This window comes from Actinoplanes lobatus, assembly GCF_014205215.1.
GTDB lineage: Bacteria > Actinomycetota > Actinomycetes > Mycobacteriales > Micromonosporaceae > Actinoplanes > Actinoplanes lobatus.
The window spans coordinates 6561737-6582334 of sequence record NZ_JACHNC010000001.1 but is presented as its reverse complement, the minus strand read 5'-3'; the positions used below and the strand labels follow the sequence as shown (position 1 = coordinate 6582334).

Annotated in this window: 16 protein-coding genes; 8 read left to right on the top strand and 8 right to left on the bottom strand. The window is 69.1% G+C overall.

Translation table 11 applies throughout. The annotated features are described in order from the left end of the window. Positions 1-158 precede the first annotated feature (158 nt). Positions 159-1820 carry an extracellular solute-binding protein gene (locus tag BJ964_RS30225; RefSeq protein WP_188123848.1) on the top strand — a complete coding sequence of 554 codons (1662 nt, stop codon included), beginning with the start codon at positions 159-161 and terminating at the stop codon, positions 1818-1820. 67 nt (positions 1821-1887) lie between these two features. Here the strand turns inward: BJ964_RS30225 and BJ964_RS30220 are convergent, their stop codons facing one another. Further along, positions 1888-3948 carry a cellulase family glycosylhydrolase gene (locus BJ964_RS30220; RefSeq protein WP_188123847.1) on the bottom strand — a complete coding sequence of 687 codons (2061 nt, stop codon included), beginning with the start codon at positions 3946-3948 and terminating at the stop codon, positions 1888-1890. 391 nt (positions 3949-4339) lie between these two features. Here BJ964_RS30220 and BJ964_RS30215 point away from each other — a divergent pair, with 391 nt between their 5' ends. Next, positions 4340-5437: a serine hydrolase domain-containing protein gene (locus BJ964_RS30215; protein ID WP_188123846.1), complete on the top strand. Its 1098-nt coding sequence runs from the start codon at positions 4340-4342 to the stop codon at positions 5435-5437. A gap of 43 nt (positions 5438-5480) precedes the next feature. Here the strand turns inward: BJ964_RS30215 and BJ964_RS30210 are convergent, their stop codons facing one another. Continuing rightward, positions 5481-6332, bottom strand: a complete 852-nt coding sequence (locus BJ964_RS30210; RefSeq protein ID WP_229807470.1) for a LysR family transcriptional regulator — start codon at positions 6330-6332, stop codon at positions 5481-5483. Between the two features lie 91 nt (positions 6333-6423). Between BJ964_RS30210 and BJ964_RS30205 the strand changes: the two genes are divergently transcribed. After that, the gene (locus tag BJ964_RS30205) at positions 6424-6969 is read left to right on the top strand and encodes a nuclear transport factor 2 family protein (RefSeq protein WP_188123844.1); all 546 of its coding nucleotides are present in this window, start codon (positions 6424-6426) and stop codon (positions 6967-6969) included. On the opposite strand, the gene BJ964_RS30200 is transcribed toward BJ964_RS30205, so the two are convergent. Continuing rightward, the gene (locus BJ964_RS30200; protein ID WP_188123843.1) at positions 6922-7380 is read right to left on the bottom strand and encodes a DUF6209 family protein; all 459 of its coding nucleotides are present in this window, start codon (positions 7378-7380) and stop codon (positions 6922-6924) included. The two genes, BJ964_RS30205 and BJ964_RS30200, sit on opposite strands and share 48 nt — an antisense overlap. Positions 7381-7647: 267 nt before the next feature. Here BJ964_RS30200 and BJ964_RS30195 point away from each other — a divergent pair, with 267 nt between their 5' ends. Further along, positions 7648-8274, top strand: a complete 627-nt coding sequence (locus BJ964_RS30195; RefSeq protein WP_188123842.1) for a dihydrofolate reductase family protein — start codon at positions 7648-7650, stop codon at positions 8272-8274. On the opposite strand, the gene BJ964_RS30190 is transcribed toward BJ964_RS30195, so the two are convergent. Next, entirely contained in the window at positions 8223-10550 is a 2328-nt protein-coding gene (locus tag BJ964_RS30190) for an endo-1,4-beta-xylanase (protein ID WP_188123841.1), read from the bottom strand. The two genes, BJ964_RS30195 and BJ964_RS30190, sit on opposite strands and share 52 nt — an antisense overlap. A gap of 78 nt (positions 10551-10628) precedes the next feature. On the opposite strand from BJ964_RS30190, the gene BJ964_RS30185 reads away from it, so the two are divergent. Next, on the top strand, positions 10629-12269 hold the full coding sequence (locus tag BJ964_RS30185; RefSeq protein WP_188123840.1) for a glycoside hydrolase family 9 protein: 1641 nt from the start codon (positions 10629-10631) through the stop codon (positions 12267-12269). A gap of 52 nt (positions 12270-12321) precedes the next feature. On the opposite strand, the gene BJ964_RS30180 is transcribed toward BJ964_RS30185, so the two are convergent. Then, a complete protein-coding gene (locus BJ964_RS30180; RefSeq protein ID WP_188123839.1) occupies positions 12322-13305 on the bottom strand; it encodes a hypothetical protein in 984 nt (327 codons plus the stop codon). A 572-nt stretch (positions 13306-13877) separates the two neighbouring features. Here BJ964_RS30180 and BJ964_RS30175 point away from each other — a divergent pair. From BJ964_RS30175 to BJ964_RS30165, 3 genes are all read left to right on the top strand, one after another. Then, entirely contained in the window at positions 13878-14465 is a 588-nt protein-coding gene (locus BJ964_RS30175; protein WP_188123838.1) for an HDIG domain-containing metalloprotein, read from the top strand. A 124-nt stretch (positions 14466-14589) separates the two neighbouring features. Beyond that, complete coding sequence (locus BJ964_RS30170) at positions 14590-16344, top strand: M20/M25/M40 family metallo-hydrolase (RefSeq protein WP_188123837.1); 1755 nt, start codon at positions 14590-14592, stop codon at positions 16342-16344. 249 nt (positions 16345-16593) lie between these two features. Then, entirely contained in the window at positions 16594-17511 is a 918-nt protein-coding gene (locus BJ964_RS30165) for an alpha/beta fold hydrolase (RefSeq protein ID WP_188123836.1), read from the top strand. 13 nt (positions 17512-17524) lie between these two features. On the opposite strand, the gene BJ964_RS30160 is transcribed toward BJ964_RS30165, so the two are convergent. From BJ964_RS30160 to BJ964_RS30150, 3 genes are all read right to left on the bottom strand, one after another. Continuing rightward, positions 17525-17737: a helix-turn-helix transcriptional regulator gene (locus tag BJ964_RS30160; RefSeq protein WP_188123835.1), complete on the bottom strand. Its 213-nt coding sequence runs from the start codon at positions 17735-17737 to the stop codon at positions 17525-17527. A gap of 304 nt (positions 17738-18041) precedes the next feature. After that, on the bottom strand, positions 18042-19214 hold the full coding sequence (locus BJ964_RS30155; protein WP_188123834.1) for an MFS transporter: 1173 nt from the start codon (positions 19212-19214) through the stop codon (positions 18042-18044). Positions 19215-19218: 4 nt separating this feature from the next. After that, complete coding sequence (locus tag BJ964_RS30150; protein WP_188123833.1) at positions 19219-20592, bottom strand: FAD-dependent oxidoreductase; 1374 nt, start codon at positions 20590-20592, stop codon at positions 19219-19221. Between the last annotated feature and the right edge of the window lie 6 nt (positions 20593-20598).

The following is a 20598-nucleotide window of genomic DNA, read 5'->3' as shown; positions in this document are numbered from 1 at the left end:
CGGTCTTCTTCTCCCACTTCGCAGCGAAACTTTCCGATCATTCAATCATGGATCTCGATCAATGACCATGCTACGTTTCCGCCAGACATTCGAAAGTTTCTATCCCAGGCGGGTCCGGTGTCGCGAAAGAAGCTGGGCCGGCATGGACGGGAGAACCCATGGCATCCCCACCCTCACGACGGGCCTTCCTCGAACTGCTGGCCCTCGGCGCGGCCACCACCACCGCCGGCTCCCTGCTCACCGGGTGCAGCAAGAGCCCGGCCGGATCCGGCACCGCACAGAACCTGAACGCGTTCGACGCGATCCTGCCGGCTCAGCAGGATCTCGCCATAGGCGTGAAGCCCGACATCCTCGGCACCCGCCCGGTGCCCGACGGCTACACCCGCTACCCCACCGACCTGATCGACGCGATCCCCGGCAAACCCGGCACGAGCGGACAGCCGATCACCGCGATGACCCCGGTCTGGGGCCCGGCACCACCCGGCACGGCACGCAGCGCCTACCTCCAGGCGGTCAACGCCGAACTCGGTACGCCGGTCGAGTTCACCGTCCAGGACGGCAACACCTACGCCGACAAGCTCAACGCCATGCTCGGCGCCCGCGACGTGCCCGAGCTGCTGTGCGTACCGGGCTGGGAGATCGAGAAGATCCCACGGTTCGCCCAGGCCACCCAACTGCTGTTCACCGACCTCACCGATCGGCTGCGGGGCGAGGCGGTCCGCTCGTACCCCATGCTCGGCTCCTTCCCCACCGCCGCCTGGCGCAACGCGGTGTGGAACGGGCGCCTGTTCGCGATCCCCAACCCCGCCGACACCCCGTTCCCCTACGCCCTGTTCACCCGCAAAGATCTGCTGGACGCACGCGGGAGCGCGATGCCGGCCGGCCTCGACGAGCTGCTGGCCCTCGGCAAGGAGATCACCGACCCGGCCCGCGGCGTGTGGGCGTTCAGCGACCTCTTCGCGATGATGCAGATGTACCACCGGGTGCCTGGCGCCAAAGGTGGCTGGCGCCTGACTTCGGACCGGACACCGGAGTTCAAATACGAAACACCCGAGTACCGGCAGGCCCTCGAGGTGATGACGAAGATCTACCGCGACGGGCTGGTCCACCCTGCCCTGGCCGCCAGCAAGGGCGCCGACCAGGACCAGCTGTTCGCCTCCGGCGCCATCGTCTTCGCACAGGCCGGCCTCGGATTCTGGCAGGCGGCACAGGCGAGGCAACAGAAGATCAACCCGAAGGTGAACTTCCAGCCGGTGCCGGTCTTCGCCGCCGCCGGCGGCGATCCGCTGGTCTGGGGCGCCGACCAGCCGATCTCCTACACCTTCCTCCGCAAGGACCTCTCCCCCGACCGGGTCGACGAACTGCTGCGGATCATCAACTGGTGCTCGGCCCCGCTCGGCACCGCCGAAGCACAGCTGCGCGACTACGGCGTCACCGGCAAGCACCACACCGCGACACCGGACGGGCCGGTCCGGACCCCTCTGGCCCTGACGGAGAATGTGAACCAGTACTTCTTCATCAGCGGCCGGAACCCGTCGGTCGGCCCGTTCCCCGACACCCCGAACTACGTTTGGGACGTGCTCACATACTCCAACAGCATCGTGCGATACCTGGAGCGCGACCCGTGGGAGGGGCTGAAGCTGGAGATGCCTACGGCGTACAAGGCCGGCGCGGTGCCGTTCGAGGAGAAGTTCACCGATGTGCTGCGCGGCCGCCGCCCGCTCTCCGACGTGGACGCGATCGTCCGGGAGTGGCGCGAGAACGGCGGCGAGCAGGCGCGTGCCCTGCTCGCGAAGGCGTTGTCCGAGGCCGGGCGATAAAACCCATTCATCGGGTACGGGTGAAGCGCGGCCGCCACGACGAAGGTCAGCGCGGCCGCGCTCGATGTCAGCCGACGGCGCCGGTCACGGTCGTACCGGACTTCGTGATCCGGTAGGCGGCCTGCGTGCCGCTCCAGAAGTGGAAGGTCAACGTGACGGCTCCGTCGTTCACCTCGGCGAAGAACTCCGGTTTGAGCAGGATCGCGCCGGCGGCGTAGTCGGGCTGGAAGTGCGTCCAGAACTCCTTGAACGGTGTCCAGTTCGCGGGTCCGGCGTTGCTGCCGTCGGCGTACCTCGCCTCCATGGTGGCCAGCTGATCGCCCCGGAACTGGGTCGGGACGGCGAAGGAGCCGGTCGTCCCGGTGGCGGCGGCCTGCACCGGAGGGTCGGCGGTGATGATGCTGACCGGCCAGGGCACCCCGCCGGAGAACCGGGCTTCGATTGTCGCGTTCACACCGTAGGCGCGGTTTCCGGCCAACCGGGTGAGCGCTGCCGCGGTCAGCGTCAGCATGTTCCCGGACAGGGTGTAGTCGACGCCCTGGACGAGATCGGCACTCCCTTGGCGCAGCCCCTGGAAGGTGAGGCCGTTCAGGTTGAGCGTCAGCGTCCTGCCGGTGATCGTGCCGGTCCGCGGCAGATACACCTGGTCCGAGGAGGCCGTACCGGACCGGGTGGTCCAGCTCGCCCGGATCGTGTCGTGGACTCCCTGGTCCCGCCAGCGCAGCTCGGTCCGGTTCAGGAACTGACCGGCGTCCCACAGCATCGTGGTCAGCCCTCGGGTACGGGCGTGGTAGCCGACGGCGTCGAGAAACTTGAGGAACTCACCGCGCTCGATGATTCCGGGCCGGTTGTGGTCCCAGTTGAGCAGCGCCCACTCGCCGATGATCACGGGGATGCCCCGGTCCGCGAACGTGGTCTTGACGCGGTCGAACGTGCCGATCAGGTCCTGCTCGACGGTCGCGTCGTAGCGGGTGCCGCCGGCGATGTTGACGCTGAACGGCCAGTATCCGTAGAAGTGCACGGTCGCTGCCAGGTTCGCATCGTCCAGCTCGTCGAAGCTCGCGGTCAGCGCGTCGAGGCGGCCCTGGTCGGCGTTGGTGTAGAGGGTCGGCAGCACCAGCAGCCGGGTGGCGTTGCCGCCGCCCGAGGCGCGCACCAGGTCGACGAAGGCGGCGTTGAGTTCGTGCAGCACCTGGTAGTTCTGCTCGTCACCGGAGGTGCCGGTGAACTGTGGCTCGTTGATGCTCTCGAACACCAGCTTGCCGGAGTGGTCACGGAACGCCGCGCTGATCTGCGTCCACAGCCGGGTGTACCGGTTCAACACGACTGTACGGTCGGACGGATACGCATTGATCCACTGCCACGAGTCGTGATGCAGATTGATCATCACGTAGAGCCCTTCGGCGAGGGACCAGTCGACGATCTGCCGCACCCGGCTCAGCCAGGCGGCGTCGATGGTGTAATCCGGGGCGCCGCCGTGGTGGTTGCTCCAGGTGACCGGGATCCGGATGCTGTTGTAGCCCTGCGCCTTGACGTGCCGCAGCAGTGCCTGGGTGGTGAGCGGGTTGCCCCAGGCCGTCTCGTCGGGAATCGCGTCGAGGGTGTTGCCGAGGTTCCATCCCGGCTGCATCGCGGCCACCGTGGCCTGGGGATCGGCCGGGCGCGGCGACGCCGACGCCGACGGGCTCGGTGACCCGCCCACAGTGCCGGTGCAGGCGACGCCGTTGAGGTCGAACGACTCCGGCACCGGATTGCCGCCGGACCAGGACCCGTTGAATCCGAACGAGACGGTCGCGCCGGTGGAGACGCTCGCGTTCCAGGCCGCGTTGGTCGCGGTCACCCGGTCACCGGCGGTACTGACCGTCGCGTTCCAGGCCTGCGTCACCCGCTGCCCGGAGGCGAACGTCCAGCCCAGATTCCAGCCGGTGATCGAATCACCCAGGTTGGTAACCCGCACGTCGGCGGTGAACCCACCGGACCATTGCGCCGAGACCGCGTACGTCACCCGGCAGCCGGTGGCCGCCTGCGCGCTGGTCGCCGTCGTCACGCCCGCGACCAGCAGGACGGCCGCGAGGACGGCGACCAGACCCGCGCGCGATCGCGTTCTTCGTGTGCTCCGCACGTTCATGAGGTTCTTCCTCTTGTCGTGGTTCTTCGGCCGGCCGGAGGAAGTGCCTCAAGAACGGTGCACATGCGATGGCGAGCTGAACGCGAGGCCTTCAGGAGAAGCAGTAAGGGGCACTTCTCCGGGCGGGATACTTTCGCGGTGAACTACGAAAGTTTCTGCCTCGGCACCCTACAAGTAACATCCAGACCGGTCAATGGGAGCGGTTCCACGCAGCGCCCGTCCGGCGTTCGCGAGGAGACGGCAACGGTCGCGGGCGCCGTGTCAGAGGCCGTGTCAGAGCGATGGCCGTCCGGTGTCAGAGCGGCAGGCGATCGTGGCTCTCGTGAACAGCTCAACGACGACATCCACGACATCCGCCCCCGCCAGCGGGAACCGACCTGAGGAGAGCACGATGCAGAAGTCCGACACCACCGGCCAGGAGCGTCCGGAACTCCAGCAGATCCTGGAGACCTTCGTGGACGCCGGCTTCGGCAGCGCGGAGATGCGCATCCACGACGACCAGGGCGACTGGGTCGGCCGCGCCGGAGTGAACAGGCTGGGCGAGACCGCCGGGCCACCGGCCGATGGACAGGTCTGGGCGGGCAGCGTGATCAAGACGTTCACCGCGACCCTGGTGCTCCAGCTGGTGGCCGAGGGCAGGCTCGGACTGGACGACGCGGTGGCCGGCCACCTTCCCGAGCTCGGGCTGGACGAGCGGATCACCGTCCGGATGCTGCTGCGGCACACCAGCGGGCTGTACAACTACACCGGCGAGCCCGACGCCGACGGAACGTTCCGGATGGGGCTCCCGTCCGGGGGCAAGGACTGGGTGGACAACCGGTTCCACACCTACCGGCCCGTGGAACTGGTGCGGTTCGCGCTGACCAAGCCGGCGCGGTTCGAGCCGGGCACCGACCAGAGCTATGCCAACACCAACTACACGCTGGCCCTGCTGCTGATCGAGAGGGTCACCGGGCGCTCGTACGCCGAGGAGACGCAGCAGCGGATCCTCGGGCCGCTCGGGTTGAAGGCCACCGTGGTGTCGTCCACCTCGCCGGACCTGCCCGGGGCGCATGCCCACGGCTACTACCGCTACCAGGACGGCGACGAGTGGAAGGTGGTCGACGTCAGCCGCCAGAACCCGACCCTGCTGGCCGGCGCCGGTGACCTGATCACGACCGCCGGCGACCTCAGCACCTTCATCGCCGCGCTGCTGGGCGGCAGGCTGCTGCCGGCCCCGCTGCTGGCCGAGATGCTCACCCCGCACGGCAAGTTCAACCTCGGCCTCGGTTTGTGGGTGCAGGATCTGGGCCCGGGCAACGGCACCATCGTTCACCACAACGGCGGCGCCCCCGGCGGCTACGGGGCACTGATGATCAGCACACCCGACGGCCGCAAGACCCTCACCGCTTCACTGACCACCAGGGACCTCGACCCGGCAGAGGTGTTCCCCCAGGCACTGGGCGGCCTGATCCAGGCGGTGTTCTGCACCGACCAGCCGACGGCCTGAGGATGGTAGGGACGCCGCGCACCCGACCGGGTGCGCGGCGCCGTCATGCCGCCCGGGACGAACGGTCCGCGGCGGCCGTGAAGGCCCGGACCTTCGCCGTCTCCCGCCCGGTGGGCCACACCGGACCCCAGCACAGCGGCGGCGCGTCCCGCAGCGGGACGTAGACCACGTCGGGACGGGCGTAGAAGCGGGTGACGTGCTCGCCGACGACGAACGCCCCCTGGCCCGCGCCCACGAGCGTCAACACCTCCTGGAACGTCTCGGCGGTTGGAGCGTCACCGTCGGCGGGCCTGGTGGGTAGTGAGCACGGGGCCGCGATGAGGTGGACACGGCCAAGATCCTTGATCGACAGGTTCGCTGCCCGCGCGAACGGGTGACCGGCCGGGACGGCGAGCATCCGCTGCTCGGTCAGCAGAACGGGCCCGACGGTGAGTCCCGGCCCATCCAGTGGGAGGCAGCCGACGAGCACGTCGATCTGGTCGGTGTGCAGGCGCTCGACGGCGCCGCCGGATTGAACTTCCCGGGCCTCGACCGCGCAGTCCGGGTGGCCCCGCCGGAACCGGATCGCCGCGTTCATGACGAGCTGTCCCGCCGCCGCGCCGACGTAGCCGACCCGCAGCGTGCCGGTGAGCCCGCGGCCGTGCGCGACGGCTCGTGCGACTGCCTCGCGGACTCCGTCGTACGCCGGCTTGAGGTCTTCGTAGAGCTGACGGCCGGTCGGCGTGAGCGTCACCCGGCGGCTGGTGCGGTCGAACAGCCGGACGCCGACGCGCCGTTCGAGCACACGCACGACCTGACTGACCCGCGTCGTCGTGATGCCGAGCCGCCGCCCGGCCTCGCCGAAATGCAACTCCTCGGCCAGGGCCAGGAAGACCTCGATCTCGTGCCGTTCCACGGTTGCCGCCCCTCGATCGTGAAGCTCCGCTTCACGATCGTTGCATGGATCGCCGTTGTTACGAGCTCGTCGACTCGCGATCGTGGAGACCATGTACGTCACAGAAGACCGCGCCCTGTCCGCGGGCGAAACCGACGCCGACCTGCGTGACCGGATCGAAATCGTCGACGCCCTCTACCGTTTCGGCCTCGGGCAGGACCTCGCCGACCGTGAACTTTTCGCCTCCGCGTTCGCCGAGTCCGCAGAACTGGACTTCCGGCCCGCCGCACGGCGATGGGGCGAGGACATCCCGGTGATGGTCGGCCGCGACACCATCGTCGACACCATCCTCACCAATTTCGCCGGCCGCGTGGACACCACGCACGTCGTCACGAACCCGCGGGTACATGTTGACGGCGACAGCGCCTCGCTGACGGCACTCGTCGAGGCCCAGCACCTTCTCACCGCCGACCACCGCGTACACGCGCTGCTCAAGAACCGGTACGACGTCGGCCTCGTGCGGGATCAGCAGCGATGGGTCGTGCGGCGGATGGTCATCGAGAACGTCTGGTACACCGGCGATCCGGCCGCCATCTTCGGCGGACAGCCCCTACCGCCCCGGCGAGATGGTGTAGTGGTAGTTGGCGCCGAACCGTGAGTCGTACTCGTTGCAGCCGGTCCGGTCGGCGGCCTGGAACCACAACTCCAGGTCCTTGCCGTCGAGCGGCAGATCGATGCTGGCCGGCACCTTGACGTTGTGGCGGGTCTCGTCGAGGCGGGTGACCACCTGCCTCTGGATCGGGCCGCCGTCGACGCGGTAGTAGACACCGATGCTCCAGGCGTCGCCGCCGGCGTACTGGCTGCGGCACCGGGAAAGTCTCGTCAGGTCGTAGTCGACCAGGACGGACCGGCCGGCTTCCAGGGTTCCCTCCGTCCACTCGGTCCACTCGGCCACGAAGTGCAGCACGGGGGTGGCGCCGGCGTTGGTCGCGGCTTCGGCCGGCGCCGCCAGGGCGGGCAGAAGCACCAGGCTGAGCGCGAGGATCCGGGTGACAGTGGTGCGACGCATCGCTTTCCCTCTCGCAGATTGCTGTGGAGTGTGCCGCGCTCACCGCGGCACCCGAGCAGAGCCTGCAAGTTCTTGCAGAAACAGTCAAGACGGATCATCACGTTCGGTAGTCAGTAACGGTCCCGAGGTGATGAACGCAAGCGATTCGATAGAGGTCCCGGGCGTTCAAAAAGGTATATTCATGAACAACGTGCGCCTCGTCACTATCGATCAGTGACCCGAGACGGATGCAAGAAGTTTCAAGACCGCAATCAAGGAGTGATCACGATGGCACGAGTGGTCATGCAGGCCGTGGTCTCGGTGGACGGATACATCGCCTACCCCGACGGCTCGGTCGGGCCGCTGTTCGACTGGTACAACAACGGTGACGTGACCGTCCACCCGAACGACAAATGGTCGTTCGACGTCAGCCGCGCCTCCGCGGCCTACGTGCAGCCGTTCTGGGACGACGTCAGATGTACGGTGATCGGCCGGCACCTGTTCGACATCACCGACGGCTGGGCGGGGGTGCCGGCGGCCGGTGAGAATCTCGTCGTCGTCACCCACCGCCCGCTGCCCGGCGACTGGCTCGCCAGATTCCCCGACGCGCCGTTCCACACGGCAGCCTCCGTCGAAGCCGGAATCGAACTCGCGAAGAAGCTCGCCGGGGACGGCCTGGTGTGTGTGACGGCGGGTGACGTCGGCGGGCAGGCGTTCTCGGCGGGCCTCGTCGACGAAGTGGCGATGGACGTCGTACCGGTGGTGTTCGGTGCCGGGGTGCGCTTCTTCGGCGGCCACACCGGCACCGTTCTCCTCGGCGATCCCGACGCCGTCGTCCAGGGCGACCGCGTTCTCCACCTGCACTACACGGTGGCCAGGGCCCTGATCTCGGAGACCGACAGTGCCGAGGCGTAGGCGCGGACATCGTCGATTGCGCCGATGAACCGGCTGCCCGTACCGGAACTGCCGATGTGGACCCGTCCGGCGGATGACCAGGACTTCGCGGCGACAGGGTTCCCCTGCGGTGCGCCGTTGACATAGAGGGACAGCTTCTCGGCCTGCGCGTCGTACGCCGCGGCGAGGTGGGTCCAGGTGTTCAGCGCCGGCTCTTCCGTGGAGAGTACGTACTGCCAGGTCGGGCCGACGACATCGGCGGCCGGCACGAGCACCGACCACCGGTTGTACGTCTGGTGATATTGCAGGTAGAACGCGTTCACCTTGGCGCCCGCCTGGCTGATCACCACCCGGCTCCCGTCCTTGGCGGTCAGCTTCACCCAGGCGGCGACGGTGTAGGACTGCTCCGTGAGCAGGCTCGGCCCGTAGCCGTCCGCGCTTCCCGTACCGGTGAGACTCAACGCCCCGTTCCGGTCGGTCGTGTATCCCGTGCCACTGCTCGTCAGCGACGTGGCCCGCCCGAACGGCGAGGAGTCGGTCGCCGTGCCGTCGAAACCCCACCAGGCGACCGTGCGGTCACTCACGGCGGGCACCTCGCTCTCCGGAAGGGCCCGGTTCCACACGCGTACGTCACTCATCGCACCGGCGAACCGGCCGCCGGAGAAGCTGCGCCCGATGTGGAACGGCCCGCTGGACGCCCAGGCAGTGACCGTGTTCCGGTTGCCTTCCAGCACGCCGTTGACGTACAACCGCAGCTGGTGAGCGGTCTTGTCGTAGACGCCGGTGAGATGTGTCCAGGTGTTCAGCGCCGGCACCGTCACGGATCGGGCGGTCAGCCACTCGACCGTCGAGCCGTCCACCGACGGGACGGTGAACTCCCAGCGGTTGGTGCTGGTCTGGTACATCAGGTAGAACGCGCTGCGGACGGCACCGTCCTGAGCGGCGATCACCCCGGGAATGCCCGTGCTGGTCATCCGCACCCAGGCGGAGACCGTGAAGCTGTCACCGGTGTTCACCACCGGCGCCGTGGTGGTCACCTCCGAGGTGGAGCCGTTGCCGACGAAGGCGGTCACGTCGGGTACCCGGCCGGTGTTGCCCATCGTCCCGCCGCGCGCCGTCGCGTCGTGGCCGTAACCGGAGGTGTCGGCCGCGACCGTGGCGCCCTCGGGGTCGTCCAGCCGCCACTGGCCGACCGGCGCGCCGGCCGGCCGGCCGTGCGCGAGCAGCGTGTTCGCCACCGTGGTGTGGGCGGGCTTGGGCTTGGCGACACGGTCGGCGTCGAACAGATCGGCGGCACCCCATCCGGGGTATCCGCCGGGAATCCAGGAGTACGCGTCGGTGAAGCCCCATGTGGTGACCGAACGGCACCGCGGCACGCTGAGGCAGGCGGCGACGACCTGGCCGTAGACGCGGGCCTGGCTGTCGAGGTCGGCCGTGGTGGCCACGGTTCCCGCGGGGTCCGACGTCGGGATCCGCACGTCGAGTTCGGTGACGGCGACGTCGACGCCCAGGTCGGCGAAACGGCGCAGCATCGCGGCGAACCCGTCCGGCCGGCTCGACCCGGTCAGGTGTGCCTGGAAGCCGACTCCTCCGATCGGTACGCCCTCGGCGAGCAGCTTCTTCACCAGGTTGTACAGCGCGGTGGCCTTCGGGCCGCTCCACTCGGCGCCGTACTCGTTGAGGTACAGCACCGCCGACGGATCCGCCGCGTGCGCCCAGCGGAACGAATCGGCGATGTACGTGTCGGTCAGCCTGTTCAGCCAGAGACTCGACCGCAGGGTGCCGTCGTTGTTCAGCGGTTCGTTCACCACGTCCCAGGTTTTGACCCGGCCCGCGTACCGGCCGACCGTGGTCTGGATGTGCTCCCGCAGCAGCGTTGTCACCTCGGTTTCGGAGAACGACCCGGTGGTGAGCCAGCCGGGAAGCGAGCTGTGCCACACCAGCGTGTGTCCGCGAACCTCCTGTCCGTCCGGTCCGTTCGGGTCGGCCGCATTCACGATGTCGTCGGCGCCCTGCCAGTCGAACTCGCCCTGCTCCGGTTCGACCACCGCCCACTTCATCGCGTCCTCGGGCGTGACACTGCCGAACTCGGCGTCCAGCCGCTTGGCGTACTCCGTGTCCTGTTTCAGAGCGGACGCGCTCACCGCGGTGCCGAAGGTGATCCCCTCGGCCGCGGCCAGCTTCTTCAACGGCACGGTGTCGGCCGACGCCACCTCCGCCCGCTCCACAGTGAACCACGCAAGACCGCTGATCAGGACCGCGGTGACCGCCACCGTGACCCATCGCCGCATTCGCATGCGCGCCACTTTAGATCCACCGACCTCACTATCGCGCGGGTTTGACAGCGGGCCCACCGGCTGGGAGCGTTCCCGACCATGTCCAACGTCGCGGTCAACCAGTTGGGTTACCTTCCGTCCGGACCGAAACGGGCAACCCTGGTCACCGACGCCACCGGCGCACTGCCCTGGGAACTCGCCGACAGCGCGGGCCGGGTCGTCGCGACCGGGACCACCGACCCGCGCGGCATCGACACCTCCTCCCAGCAGAACGTGCACACCGTCGACTTCGGCGAGCACCGGCAGACCGGCACCGGCTTCACCCTGACCGCCGACGGCGCGACCAGCCGGCCGTTCACCATCGCCCCGGGCCTCTACAGCACGCTGCGCGCCGACGCGCTGCGATTCTTCTACTGCCAGCGCAGCGGCATCGAGATCCGCGAGGACCTGCGGCCCGGCTACGGCCGCCCGGCCGGGCACCTCGGCGACCGCGACGTCCCCTGCGCCCCGGACGCCGGCGACTACCGCCTGGACGTGCGCGGCGGCTGGTACGACGCTGGCGACCAGGGCAAGTACGTGGTCAACGGCGGCATCACGGTGTGGCAGCTGCTGTACGCCTTCGAGCACCGTGGCGGCCTCGGCGGGCTGACCCTCGACCTGCCGGAAAGCGGCAACGGGGTCCCCGACCTGCTCAACGAGGTGCGCTGGGAGCTGGACTTCCTGCTGCGCATGCAGGCGCCCAGCGGCCTGGTCCACCACAAGATGCACGACCGCGAGTGGACCGGCCTGCCGACGCTGCCGCACCTCGACCCGCAACCGCGCGTGCTGCGCCCGACATCCACGGCGGCCACCCTGAACCTGGCCGCCGTCGCGGCCCAGGGGGCACGGATCTTCCGCAAGTACGACGCGGACTACGCGGAACGCCTGCTGACTGCCGCGCGGACCGCCTACACGGCGGCCGAGACAAACCCGATCCGGTACGCGCCGGTCGCGGACACCATCGGCGGCGGCCCCTACAACGACGACGACGTACGCGACGAGTTCTACTGGGCGGCGGCCGAGCTGTTCCTGACCACAGGCGACCACAAGTACGCCGACGCGGTGCTGGCCTCCCCGCTGCACACCGAGGACGTCTTCGGACCGTACGCCTTCGACTGGGCGGCCACCGCGGCCGCCGCCCGCCTCGCCCTGGCCCTGACACCCAGCGACCTGCCCGGCCTCGCGGACGTGCGTGCCTCGGTCCTCGCCGGCGCCGAGAAGTACCTCACCCTCCAACAGGCCCATCCGTACGCGGTGGCCTATGCCCCACCGGGAAACCAGTGGGACTGGGGCTCCAACAGCATGGTGCTCAACAACCTGATGGTCCTGGCCGTGGCCCACGACCTGACCGGCGAAACCCGTTACCGGGACGGCGTCCTGGAGGGCCTGGACTACATCCTCGGCCGCAACGCGCTGAGCCTGTCCTACGTGACCGGCTACGGCACCGACTTCGCGAAGAACCAGCACAGCCGCTGGTACGCCCACCAACTCGACCCCACCCTGCCGCACCCGCCGAAGGGCACCCTCGCCGGCGGCCCCAACTCAGGGTTGCAGGACGAGGTGGCCCAGGCCCGGCTGACCGGCCAAGTGGGCCAGTTCTGCTACATCGACGACATCCACTCCTGGTCGACAAACGAACTGACGATCAACTGGAACGCGCCCCTGGCCTGGATCGCCGCCTTCGCCGCCGAACTCGGGTAATGCGAATTGATGAACCGCGAAAGGCGGTTGGGGTCGTGCCGGCTCGCTACCGCTATCGGGCCCATTTCGAGACGGTTTGAAAGCCTTCCGCCTGCCGCATCCAGAAGTAGCCGTACGCAGGGGTGCTGCCCAGGTACGAGCCGATCTGGGAGAGCACCGCCTTGGTGCCCGGGCGGTCATGACCGGCCAGGTAATTCGCCAACGCCAGCCAATGGCGCAGGGTGATCCCACGGGCGATCAGCCGGGGTTCGCCGGCCGCCCGCCATTTGGCCGCACACCAGGCGATCTCCTGGGTCACCTCGGGGCGGCGAAAGTACTCCATTTTCGCGGCCAACGACTCAGCGCGGGTCTCGAACCCGAACTCGCGCAACGCGTACTCGAAATGGGCCAGCAGCGGCAGCATGACCACCGACGCGCCGGCGGGCGCTGCCGCAGCCGGCCCACGGGCCGCCGCGAACATCTGCTCATGCGAGCCGTACCACTTCTGGCAGAGGAACGTCACCGCCGTCAGGTGCGCCTCGAAATGGTACGGGTCACGGGCGACCGCCTCGCCCAGGACGATTCGGAAATCTTCATGGTGCTGGTGCCCGTTCGCGAGCATCGCGCCCATCCGGGTCACCCAGGGGTACGGGTCCTCCGGGTTGAGCTCGACCGCCCGCTGACCGGCGGCAGCGGCTGCCTCGGAGAGCCGGTGGAACTCCCGAAACTGCTCCGGGCTCGTGTTACGCGCCGACGCCCAGCCCCGAGCCTCGCCGGCCAGCACGTTCAGGCCCTCAGCATGCAGGATGGCGACGGTCGGGTCGCCCGGCATCGCGGCCTCCCAAGCCTTCACCCACTCCGGGGTGTGCCCGGCCGCCAGGCCCAGAACGGCGAGCCGCCGGCTACGTAGTTCCCAGTCGTGGCCGGTGGCGTGCATCAGCTGCGGAGCCGCGGTCCAGTCACCGGCCACCACCCGGTCGCGTGCATCGCGCAGATGCAGGTCGGCCTGTGCGTAATCGGTGTCCACGGCGAATGTCCTGCGGAAGCGTCCAAACATCCGGTGATCATAGGAACAGCCGCCGCGTCGTCCGCAGGCCCTGGCAGTGTGCCGAGCCCGGTCGGCGCCGCGGCCTCAGCAAGACTCCAGGACGGATTCCGGATGCCTGCCGTTAGTGTGATGGACATCTCAGAGGCACTGTGCATTTTCGGACACTGCCATCGACGCTGCTCAGTGGTGTTTCGGCCGCACCCAGGGTCAGCCGGCGGTAACCTGAGCAGAACGGCGTTTCCCTTTCGTTCATCTTCACGTCACGCGCCTCCAGCACTGTTACCCACGGCACATAGGGCTATCACACTCGGTAGCTTTGCCGTGGATCGATCGAGAGGGGGACGACATGGCCAAGAAGGACAAGAAGAGCAAAAAGGACAAGAAGAAGAGCAAGAAGAAGTAGCGGTGCGGCGTCTCGCCCACTGCAAGACGGGCGAGACGCGCCATCTCCGTCGGCGCGACCGTCCTGGTCGTCGCCGCCGTGATCCGACGCCGAATCCGCCCCGGCGGCGAACCGCCCTGCTCCGCGGGCAATCCGTTCCACTCCCGCCTGAACGCCGCAACATCCACGGAGGAATCTCATGACCGACGCTCTTCGTTCCGTCGGGGATGTCCACCGTGCCCGCGATCTCGCGCAACGATTGCTGGTGGATCTACCGGAGCGCTGGCTACACACGATCGGGGTGGCGCGACGGGCCGACATGGCGGCCGCCACGGTCGGGTCACGCAGCGAGGGCGAGATCCTGCTGGCGGCAGCCTGGCTGCACGACATCGGATACGCCGCCACCCTGTACGACACCGGCTTCCACCCGCTCGACGGCGCTCGCCACCTGGAGACGACGGGGTGGCCGTCACGGATCGTCGCACTGGTCGCCCACCACTCCGCGGCGATGCACACGGCCCAGGCCCGCGGACTGGCCGAAAAACTCACCCGATTCCCGCGCGAACAGTCACGAGTGTCCGACGCGCTGACCTACGCGGACCAGACGGTCACCCCGAACGGCAGGGTCATCAACTTCGAGCAGCGCCTCGCCGACATGCTCCGCCGGCACGGACCCGACTCCCCGAACGCGGCCGCACGCCAGCTCCGCACACCGCTGCTGCGCGCCGCGGTCGTACGCGTCCAGCACCGACTCGCCATGATCGACCATCTGCCGTCGGCAGCGTGACCAAGTCGACTCGAACCGCACGGGGGCGGTCAAAGATATAAGCGTTTCGATATCTTGTGCTTGGTGGCATATTCCTGTTCTCCTACGGCCTGGCCGTGTATCGGCCTCGACCCTAGGAGCACCCATGAGACTCAGAACGGTGACGGCAGGACCTGCCCTAGCTGTTTTCGTCGCGGCGACGGTGGCGCTCAGCGCCCTGCCGGCGCCGGCCTCGACCGGCGCACGATCGGCCGGCTCATCCGTGCCGGCGATCAGCGCCTCCCTGCTGGCAGCTCCGCCGACCGTCAACGTCGCCAATGTCAACGCCCACCTGCAACAACTGCAGACCTTCGCCACCAGCAACGGCGGCAACCGGGCCACCGGCACGGCGGGGCACACCGCGACGACGACATACCTGCAGCAGAAGCTGCAGGCGGCCGGTTTCACCGTCACCGTGCAGACCTGCACCACCTGCAGCGGCTCCGCGAAGAACATCATCGCCGACTGGCCGGGCGGCGACACCAGCAACACCTACATGTTCGGAGCCCATTCCGACGGCGTGTCGGCCGGCCCGGGCATCAACGACGACGGCTCCGGCACGGCCACACTCCTCGAAGCCGCGCTCCAACTGGCCGCGAACAACCCGACCATGACCAACCACCTCCGGTTCGGCTGGTGGGCCGGTGAGGAGCAGGGACTGATCGGCTCCAAGTTCTACGTCAACTCGCTGACCACGGCCCAGAAGAGCGCGATCAAGGCGTACGGCACCTTCGACATGATCGCCTCCACCAACGGCGGCTACTTCGTGACCGGCACCGACGCCGTCGCCGTGAAGCTGCGCGAGTACTTCACCTCGATCAGCGTTCCCACCGAGACGTCGACCGAGTGCTGCAGCGACGACGGCTCGTTCCGCAACGCCGGCATCCCCTCGTCGATCAACTCCACCGGGGCCAGCTACACGAAGACCAGCGCCCAGGTGACCAAGTGGGGCGGCACCGCCGGGCAGGCCTACGACCCCTGCTACCACAAGGCCTGCGACACCTACCCGTCGAACATCAACACCACCTCGCTGGGCCGCTGGGCCAACGCCGAGCTGTACGCCGCGTGGACCCTCACCACGGCTACCTCGACGGCCAACGACTTCTCGGTGTCGCTCAGCCCGAACACGGGCTCGGTGGCCCCGGGCTCCTCGGCCACGGCCACCGTGAACACCGCCACCACCTCCGGCAGCGCGCAGACCGTCGCACTGACGAGCTCCGGTGCTCCGGCCGGTGTCACGGTCAGCTTCAGCCCGGCGTCGGTCACCTCCGGTGGATCATCGACCATGACCGTCGCGACCACCACGGCCGCCGCGGCCGGTTCCTACACCATCACGGTGACGGGAACGGGCTCGGCGACCCACAGTGCTTCGTACACGCTGACGGTCACCGGGACCGGCGGGTGTACCGGCGCCGGCCAGAAGCTCGGCAATCCCGGCTTCGAAACCGCAACGACACCGTGGACCGCTTCGACCGGAGTCATCGGCGCGAACACCGGCGACGGAGCGCCGCGAACCGGCACCCGTGACGCGTGGCTCAACGGCAACGGTTCGACGAATACCGAAACCCTGTCCCAGTCGGTGACCCTTCCCACCGGTTGCAGCGCCTACACGCTGTCGTTCTACCTGAAAATCATCACAGCGGAGACGACCACCACCACCCAGTACGACAAACTGACCGTGAAGGCCGGCACCACCACGTTGCAGGTGTTCTCCAACCTCAACGCCAGCGCGTACACCCTGCGCTCGTACAACCTGGCCGCTTTCGCCGGGCAGACCGTCACCCTCACCTTCACCGGGGTCGAGGACTCCTCGCTGAAGACGTCGTTCGTCATCGACGACACCGCGCTCACCGTCAGCTGACAGCAGCCGGACGATGCCGTAGGGCAGGCCGCCCTACGGCATCGTCCGGGCCGTGGTTTCCGGCACTACCTCCCCTGCTGGAGGTCGACGGCCCGGTCGGACAGCTTGTGGTCGACGGCCGGGGTCGCGCAGCCAGAACTGGTGAGAGTCGATCGGGACCAGAACGGGTTCCATCGCGTTGATGGTAGGCACGGCGTCCATCGACGCCGGGCCACGTCGCAGGGGGGCCTTGATCGACACTCTCCGGCGGTGCGATGCGATGATCACCGGATGGGCTGGTGGAAGCGGTATCACGACGACATGGTCGTGGCAGAACGTCGCCTGGCGAACCCGCCGGTGCCGGTGGCCGACTTCCGGTCCACCCACGGGATGCTCCGCTACGCCAGGTTCGGAACCGGCCGGGCCGTTCTCGTCCTGCACGGCAGCGGCGGCGGCTGGGACCAGGGCATCGACTGGGCACAGCGCCGCCTGGCCCAGAACCACACCGACCGGTACGACGTGATCAGCCCGTCCCGGTTCGGCTACCCCGGCTCCCCACTCCCCGACGGCGCCTCCGTCAGCGACCAGGCGGCTGCCCTCGTCGAACTGCTGGACCACCTCGGCGTCGACCAGGTGGATGTGGTCGGCCTCTCCGCCGGCACGGTCATCGCGCTCCAGCTGGCCGCCGACCATCCCGGGCGCGTCCGGCGCCTGGTCCTCGAATCACCCCTGCTGCCGCTGGCGGGACGGGCGCCACTGCCTCCCGTCCCGGCGGTACGCGTCCTGGCCCGGGCACAGTTCCTGCTGTGGCTCACCACGAAGATCCCCGCCGTGGTGAAACTGGCCGCGGGGGCGCCTCCCGCACAGCTCGCGAAGGACGACCTCGACGAGCTGAACGCGATCAACGGAACGATGTTCCCGCTGGCTCCCCGCCGGGCGGGCACCGTCCACGACCGGGCCACGGTGGCCGAGCACGCCCTCGCCGACCGCATCCCCGTGTCCGGGATCGCCGCCCCGGCACTCATCATCAACGCCGCACACGCCCTGCTGGCGCCCCACGACGACGTCGAACGGTTCAGCGCCCGGCTACCCGATGCCCGCACACTCGAACTGGACCACGGCGGCCACGTCCTCATCGGCAACGTCGAAACCCTGCGACGAGCGGTCACCGAGTTCCTCGGCGAATGAACGCGGCGGCCTTCTACATCTCGTCGCCGTCGTCCGCGGCGGGCCGGTGGGCCTTCATCCACGTCTCGACGTCGTCGGTCAGCCAGATCTTGCCCTGAGCCAGGTCGGCGACCGGCTTCGGGAAGTCCGCCCGAGTGGTGATCTGGTAGGCGCGTTGGCGGCTGACACCGCCAAGGCGCACACGGATCTCGTGCGCACCCATGAGGCTGATCGGCTTCGCTGGCATACAGCGGACTATAGCCGAATGACAAGATGCATCGGGACCACCGGCTTCACGACAAGAAAGTCCCACCCGGCCGAGCTATCCCGGGTGGGACATACTGCCCGGCATGTTCACCCGTCTCGGGCCCATGACGGCCGTCGCACTCGCCGCCTGCCTGCTCGGTGGCTGCACCGAGAACCGGCACGTTCTCCGGCTGCGGTGACGCCTCCCACGCCGCTCAGACCTACCGCAGCACGTTGGCGGAATCCGAGATCCGCGCCTTCTACCGGGACGAGCTGACAAGAGACGGCTGGCGAACCGGCGCGGATCAGCCTCGCGTGAGGATGCCGGCGACGGCGACCAGGCAGGCGCTGCCGACGGCGAGCAGGACCGTCAGGTAGCCGCTCGGTGTGGCGAGAAGACCGGCGGCAGCCAGTGGCGCGCCGGCTTTGGCCAGGGTGACGAAGGCGGCGAGGGTGCCCGCGATGGTGGCGTAGCCGGTGGTCCCGTAACGCTCGGCGAGCAACTGCGGCGTGGCCAGGCTGGCGATGCCGAAGCCGAGCCCGAAAGCGATCACCCCGGCGACAGCACCGCCCGTACTGCCGGCCACCAGCGGCAGACTGAACGCGGCGGCTGCCTGGAGGCCGAAGATGGCGGCCACCACCCGATGCAGGCGGATCCGGCCGCCGACCGCGGTGAGCAGCAGGCGCCCGGTGACGGACAGGGCGCCGAGCAGTCCGGCGACGGTGGCGGCGAACGTGGCGGGATGTCCGCGACTCGTCAGAAAACCGACCAGGTGCACGGTCATGCTGCTCATCGCGGCGGCGTGGGCGACGAACGCGATGACCAGGAGCCAGAACCCGCGGTCGCGGACGGGGGCCCGCCGTCGCGGCGCCGGTTCCGCGTGGTGGTTCGGGTGGCGGATCACCAGCCAGTGCAGGGGGATCGCGACAGCCGCGTAAAGGATGGCGAGGGTCAACAAGGTGGCACGCCAGCCGTGCCGGTCGTTCAGCCAGCCGGTGAGCGGCATGAAGATCGTGCTGGCGAACCCGGCGACAACGATCATCCCGAGGATCGCCCGTGGCCGCCGGGCCGCATCGAACCGGGCGACGAGAACGGCGGTGGCCGGTTCGTAGAGCGCCATGGCCATGGCCACGCCGAGCCCGGCGAACACCGGGTACAGCTGCCACACCCGGTCCACCTGGGACCACGCGACGAGCATCCCGGCGCCGAGGGCGCTTCCGCCGGTCATGAGGGCACGGACGCCGCGCCGGTCGAGCCACCTTCCGACCGGTACGGCCATGGCCGCCTGGACCAGGATCGCGGTGGTGAGCGCCCCGGTGACCGCAGCAGGGGTGGCTCGCAGGTCGGCGGCGATCGCGTGCAGCAGCACCGCGAACGAGTAGTAGAGGCAGCCGTACCCGATGGTCTGGGTGATGGCGAACGTCGCGACCAGCTGCCGGCCGCCGTGGGTGGCCGGCAGCTGGTTCGTCGCCCGCATCAGGTCAGCAGCACGAGCCGGCCGCGCCGTCGGCGGGCTTCTCGCCGAGGCTGATGAGCTGGATCGGCGCGGTGAGCAGTCCGCCGGAGATCCCGGTGGCAAGGCCGGCCGGGGCGGGCGTGTCACAGCAGCCGCCATCGACCGGGTCACTGTTGCAGACGCCGGTCTCCGGCAGGTCCAACTGCACGTCGCGGGCCGCCTCCCAGTCCCCGGCGAGGGCGGCGACCACCGAGCGGGCCTGTTCGTAGCCGGTGGCCAGCAGGAACGTCGGCGCACGCCCGTAGCTCTTGACGCCGATGGCGAAGTAGCCGGGCTCGGGGTGGGTGAGTTCGTCGACGCCGTGCGGCGGGACGGTGCCGCAGGAGTGCTCGTTGGGGTCGATCAGCGGGGCGAGTGCCCGGGTGGAGCCGAGGATCGGGTCGAGGTCGAGGCGCAGCTCGCCGGTGATCGTGTGGTCCGGCCGGAACCCGGTCGCCGACACGATCCGGTCCACGGCGACGGTCCGCTTCCCGTCGGAGACGCGCACCTCGTCGCCGGCGACGTTGATGCTCTGCACGGAGAAGCCGGTGTACAGGGTGATCGTGCCGTTCTCGACATGTGCGCGCAGGCGGGAGCCGATCGCGCCGCGGGCGGGCAGGGCGTCGGCGGACTCGCCGCCGTAGGTGCGTGCCGGGCTGGTCGCGCGGATCGCCCAGCCGATCGTGGTGCCGGGCGCCTGCTCCGCCAGTTCGGCGAGGGCGAGCAGGGTGTTGGCGGCGGAATGCCCAGCGCCGACGACCAGGGTGCGCTTTCCGGCGAATCGGTCACGGTCGCGGCCCAAGACGTCCGGGAGAGCGCTGTCGACGTACGCCGAAGCAAGGTCTTCGCCGTGCGCGGGGATGCCGGAGGCGCCGAGGACGTTGGGTACGGTCCACGTGCCGGACGCGTCGATGACCGCCTGGGCCAGGATGTCGTCGCCGGTGTCGAGGCGTACCAGGTAGGGGACCTGCTCGCGGCCGAGGCTGCGGACCCGGTCGAGGCCGAGCCGGGTCACCGCGACGACGCGCGCTCCGTAGCGGACGTGCGGCTTGACGGCGGGCAGGTCGGCGAAGGGCTGGAGGTAGTCGGCGGCGAGCTGGGCGCCGGTGGGCAGCTTGTCGTCGTCGGGGCGGACCCAGCCGGAGTCGTCGAGCAGGCGCGCGGCGGCCGGGTCGATGTTGTAACGCCACGGCGAGAACAGCCGCACATGGCCCCAGTCGCAAACGGCGGCGGCCGGGCCGTCCCCGGCTTCGAGGACGAGGAACGGCAGGCCGCGTTCGGCGAGATTCGCGGCGGCGGCGAGACCGACGGGCCCGGCGCCGATGACGACGACGGGCAGTTCCGGGAAGTGGCTGTTCATGGGAGA

Excerpts from the sequence above, each read along its gene's own strand:
- BJ964_RS30225 (WP_188123848.1), top strand. The coding sequence starts at position 159 with ATGGCATCCCCACCCTCACGACGGGCCTTCCTCGAACTGCTGGCCCTC.
- BJ964_RS30220 (WP_188123847.1), bottom strand. The coding sequence starts at position 3,948 with ATGAACGTGCGGAGCACACGAAGAACGCGATCGCGCGCGGGTCTGGTC.
- BJ964_RS30215 (WP_188123846.1), top strand. The coding sequence starts at position 4,340 with ATGCAGAAGTCCGACACCACCGGCCAGGAGCGTCCGGAACTCCAGCAG.
- BJ964_RS30205 (WP_188123844.1), top strand. The coding sequence starts at position 6,424 with ATGTACGTCACAGAAGACCGCGCCCTGTCCGCGGGCGAAACCGACGCC.
- BJ964_RS30200 (WP_188123843.1), bottom strand. The coding sequence starts at position 7,380 with ATGCGTCGCACCACTGTCACCCGGATCCTCGCGCTCAGCCTGGTGCTT.
- BJ964_RS30195 (WP_188123842.1), top strand. The coding sequence starts at position 7,648 with ATGGCACGAGTGGTCATGCAGGCCGTGGTCTCGGTGGACGGATACATC.
- BJ964_RS30190 (WP_188123841.1), bottom strand. The coding sequence starts at position 10,550 with ATGCGAATGCGGCGATGGGTCACGGTGGCGGTCACCGCGGTCCTGATC.
- BJ964_RS30185 (WP_188123840.1), top strand. The coding sequence starts at position 10,629 with ATGTCCAACGTCGCGGTCAACCAGTTGGGTTACCTTCCGTCCGGACCG.
- BJ964_RS30180 (WP_188123839.1), bottom strand. The coding sequence starts at position 13,305 with ATGTTTGGACGCTTCCGCAGGACATTCGCCGTGGACACCGATTACGCA.
- BJ964_RS30175 (WP_188123838.1), top strand. The coding sequence starts at position 13,878 with ATGACCGACGCTCTTCGTTCCGTCGGGGATGTCCACCGTGCCCGCGAT.
- BJ964_RS30170 (WP_188123837.1), top strand. The coding sequence starts at position 14,590 with ATGAGACTCAGAACGGTGACGGCAGGACCTGCCCTAGCTGTTTTCGTC.
- BJ964_RS30160 (WP_188123835.1), bottom strand. The coding sequence starts at position 17,737 with ATGCCAGCGAAGCCGATCAGCCTCATGGGTGCGCACGAGATCCGTGTG.
- BJ964_RS30155 (WP_188123834.1), bottom strand. The coding sequence starts at position 19,214 with ATGCGGGCGACGAACCAGCTGCCGGCCACCCACGGCGGCCGGCAGCTG.
- BJ964_RS30150 (WP_188123833.1), bottom strand. The coding sequence starts at position 20,592 with ATGAACAGCCACTTCCCGGAACTGCCCGTCGTCGTCATCGGCGCCGGG.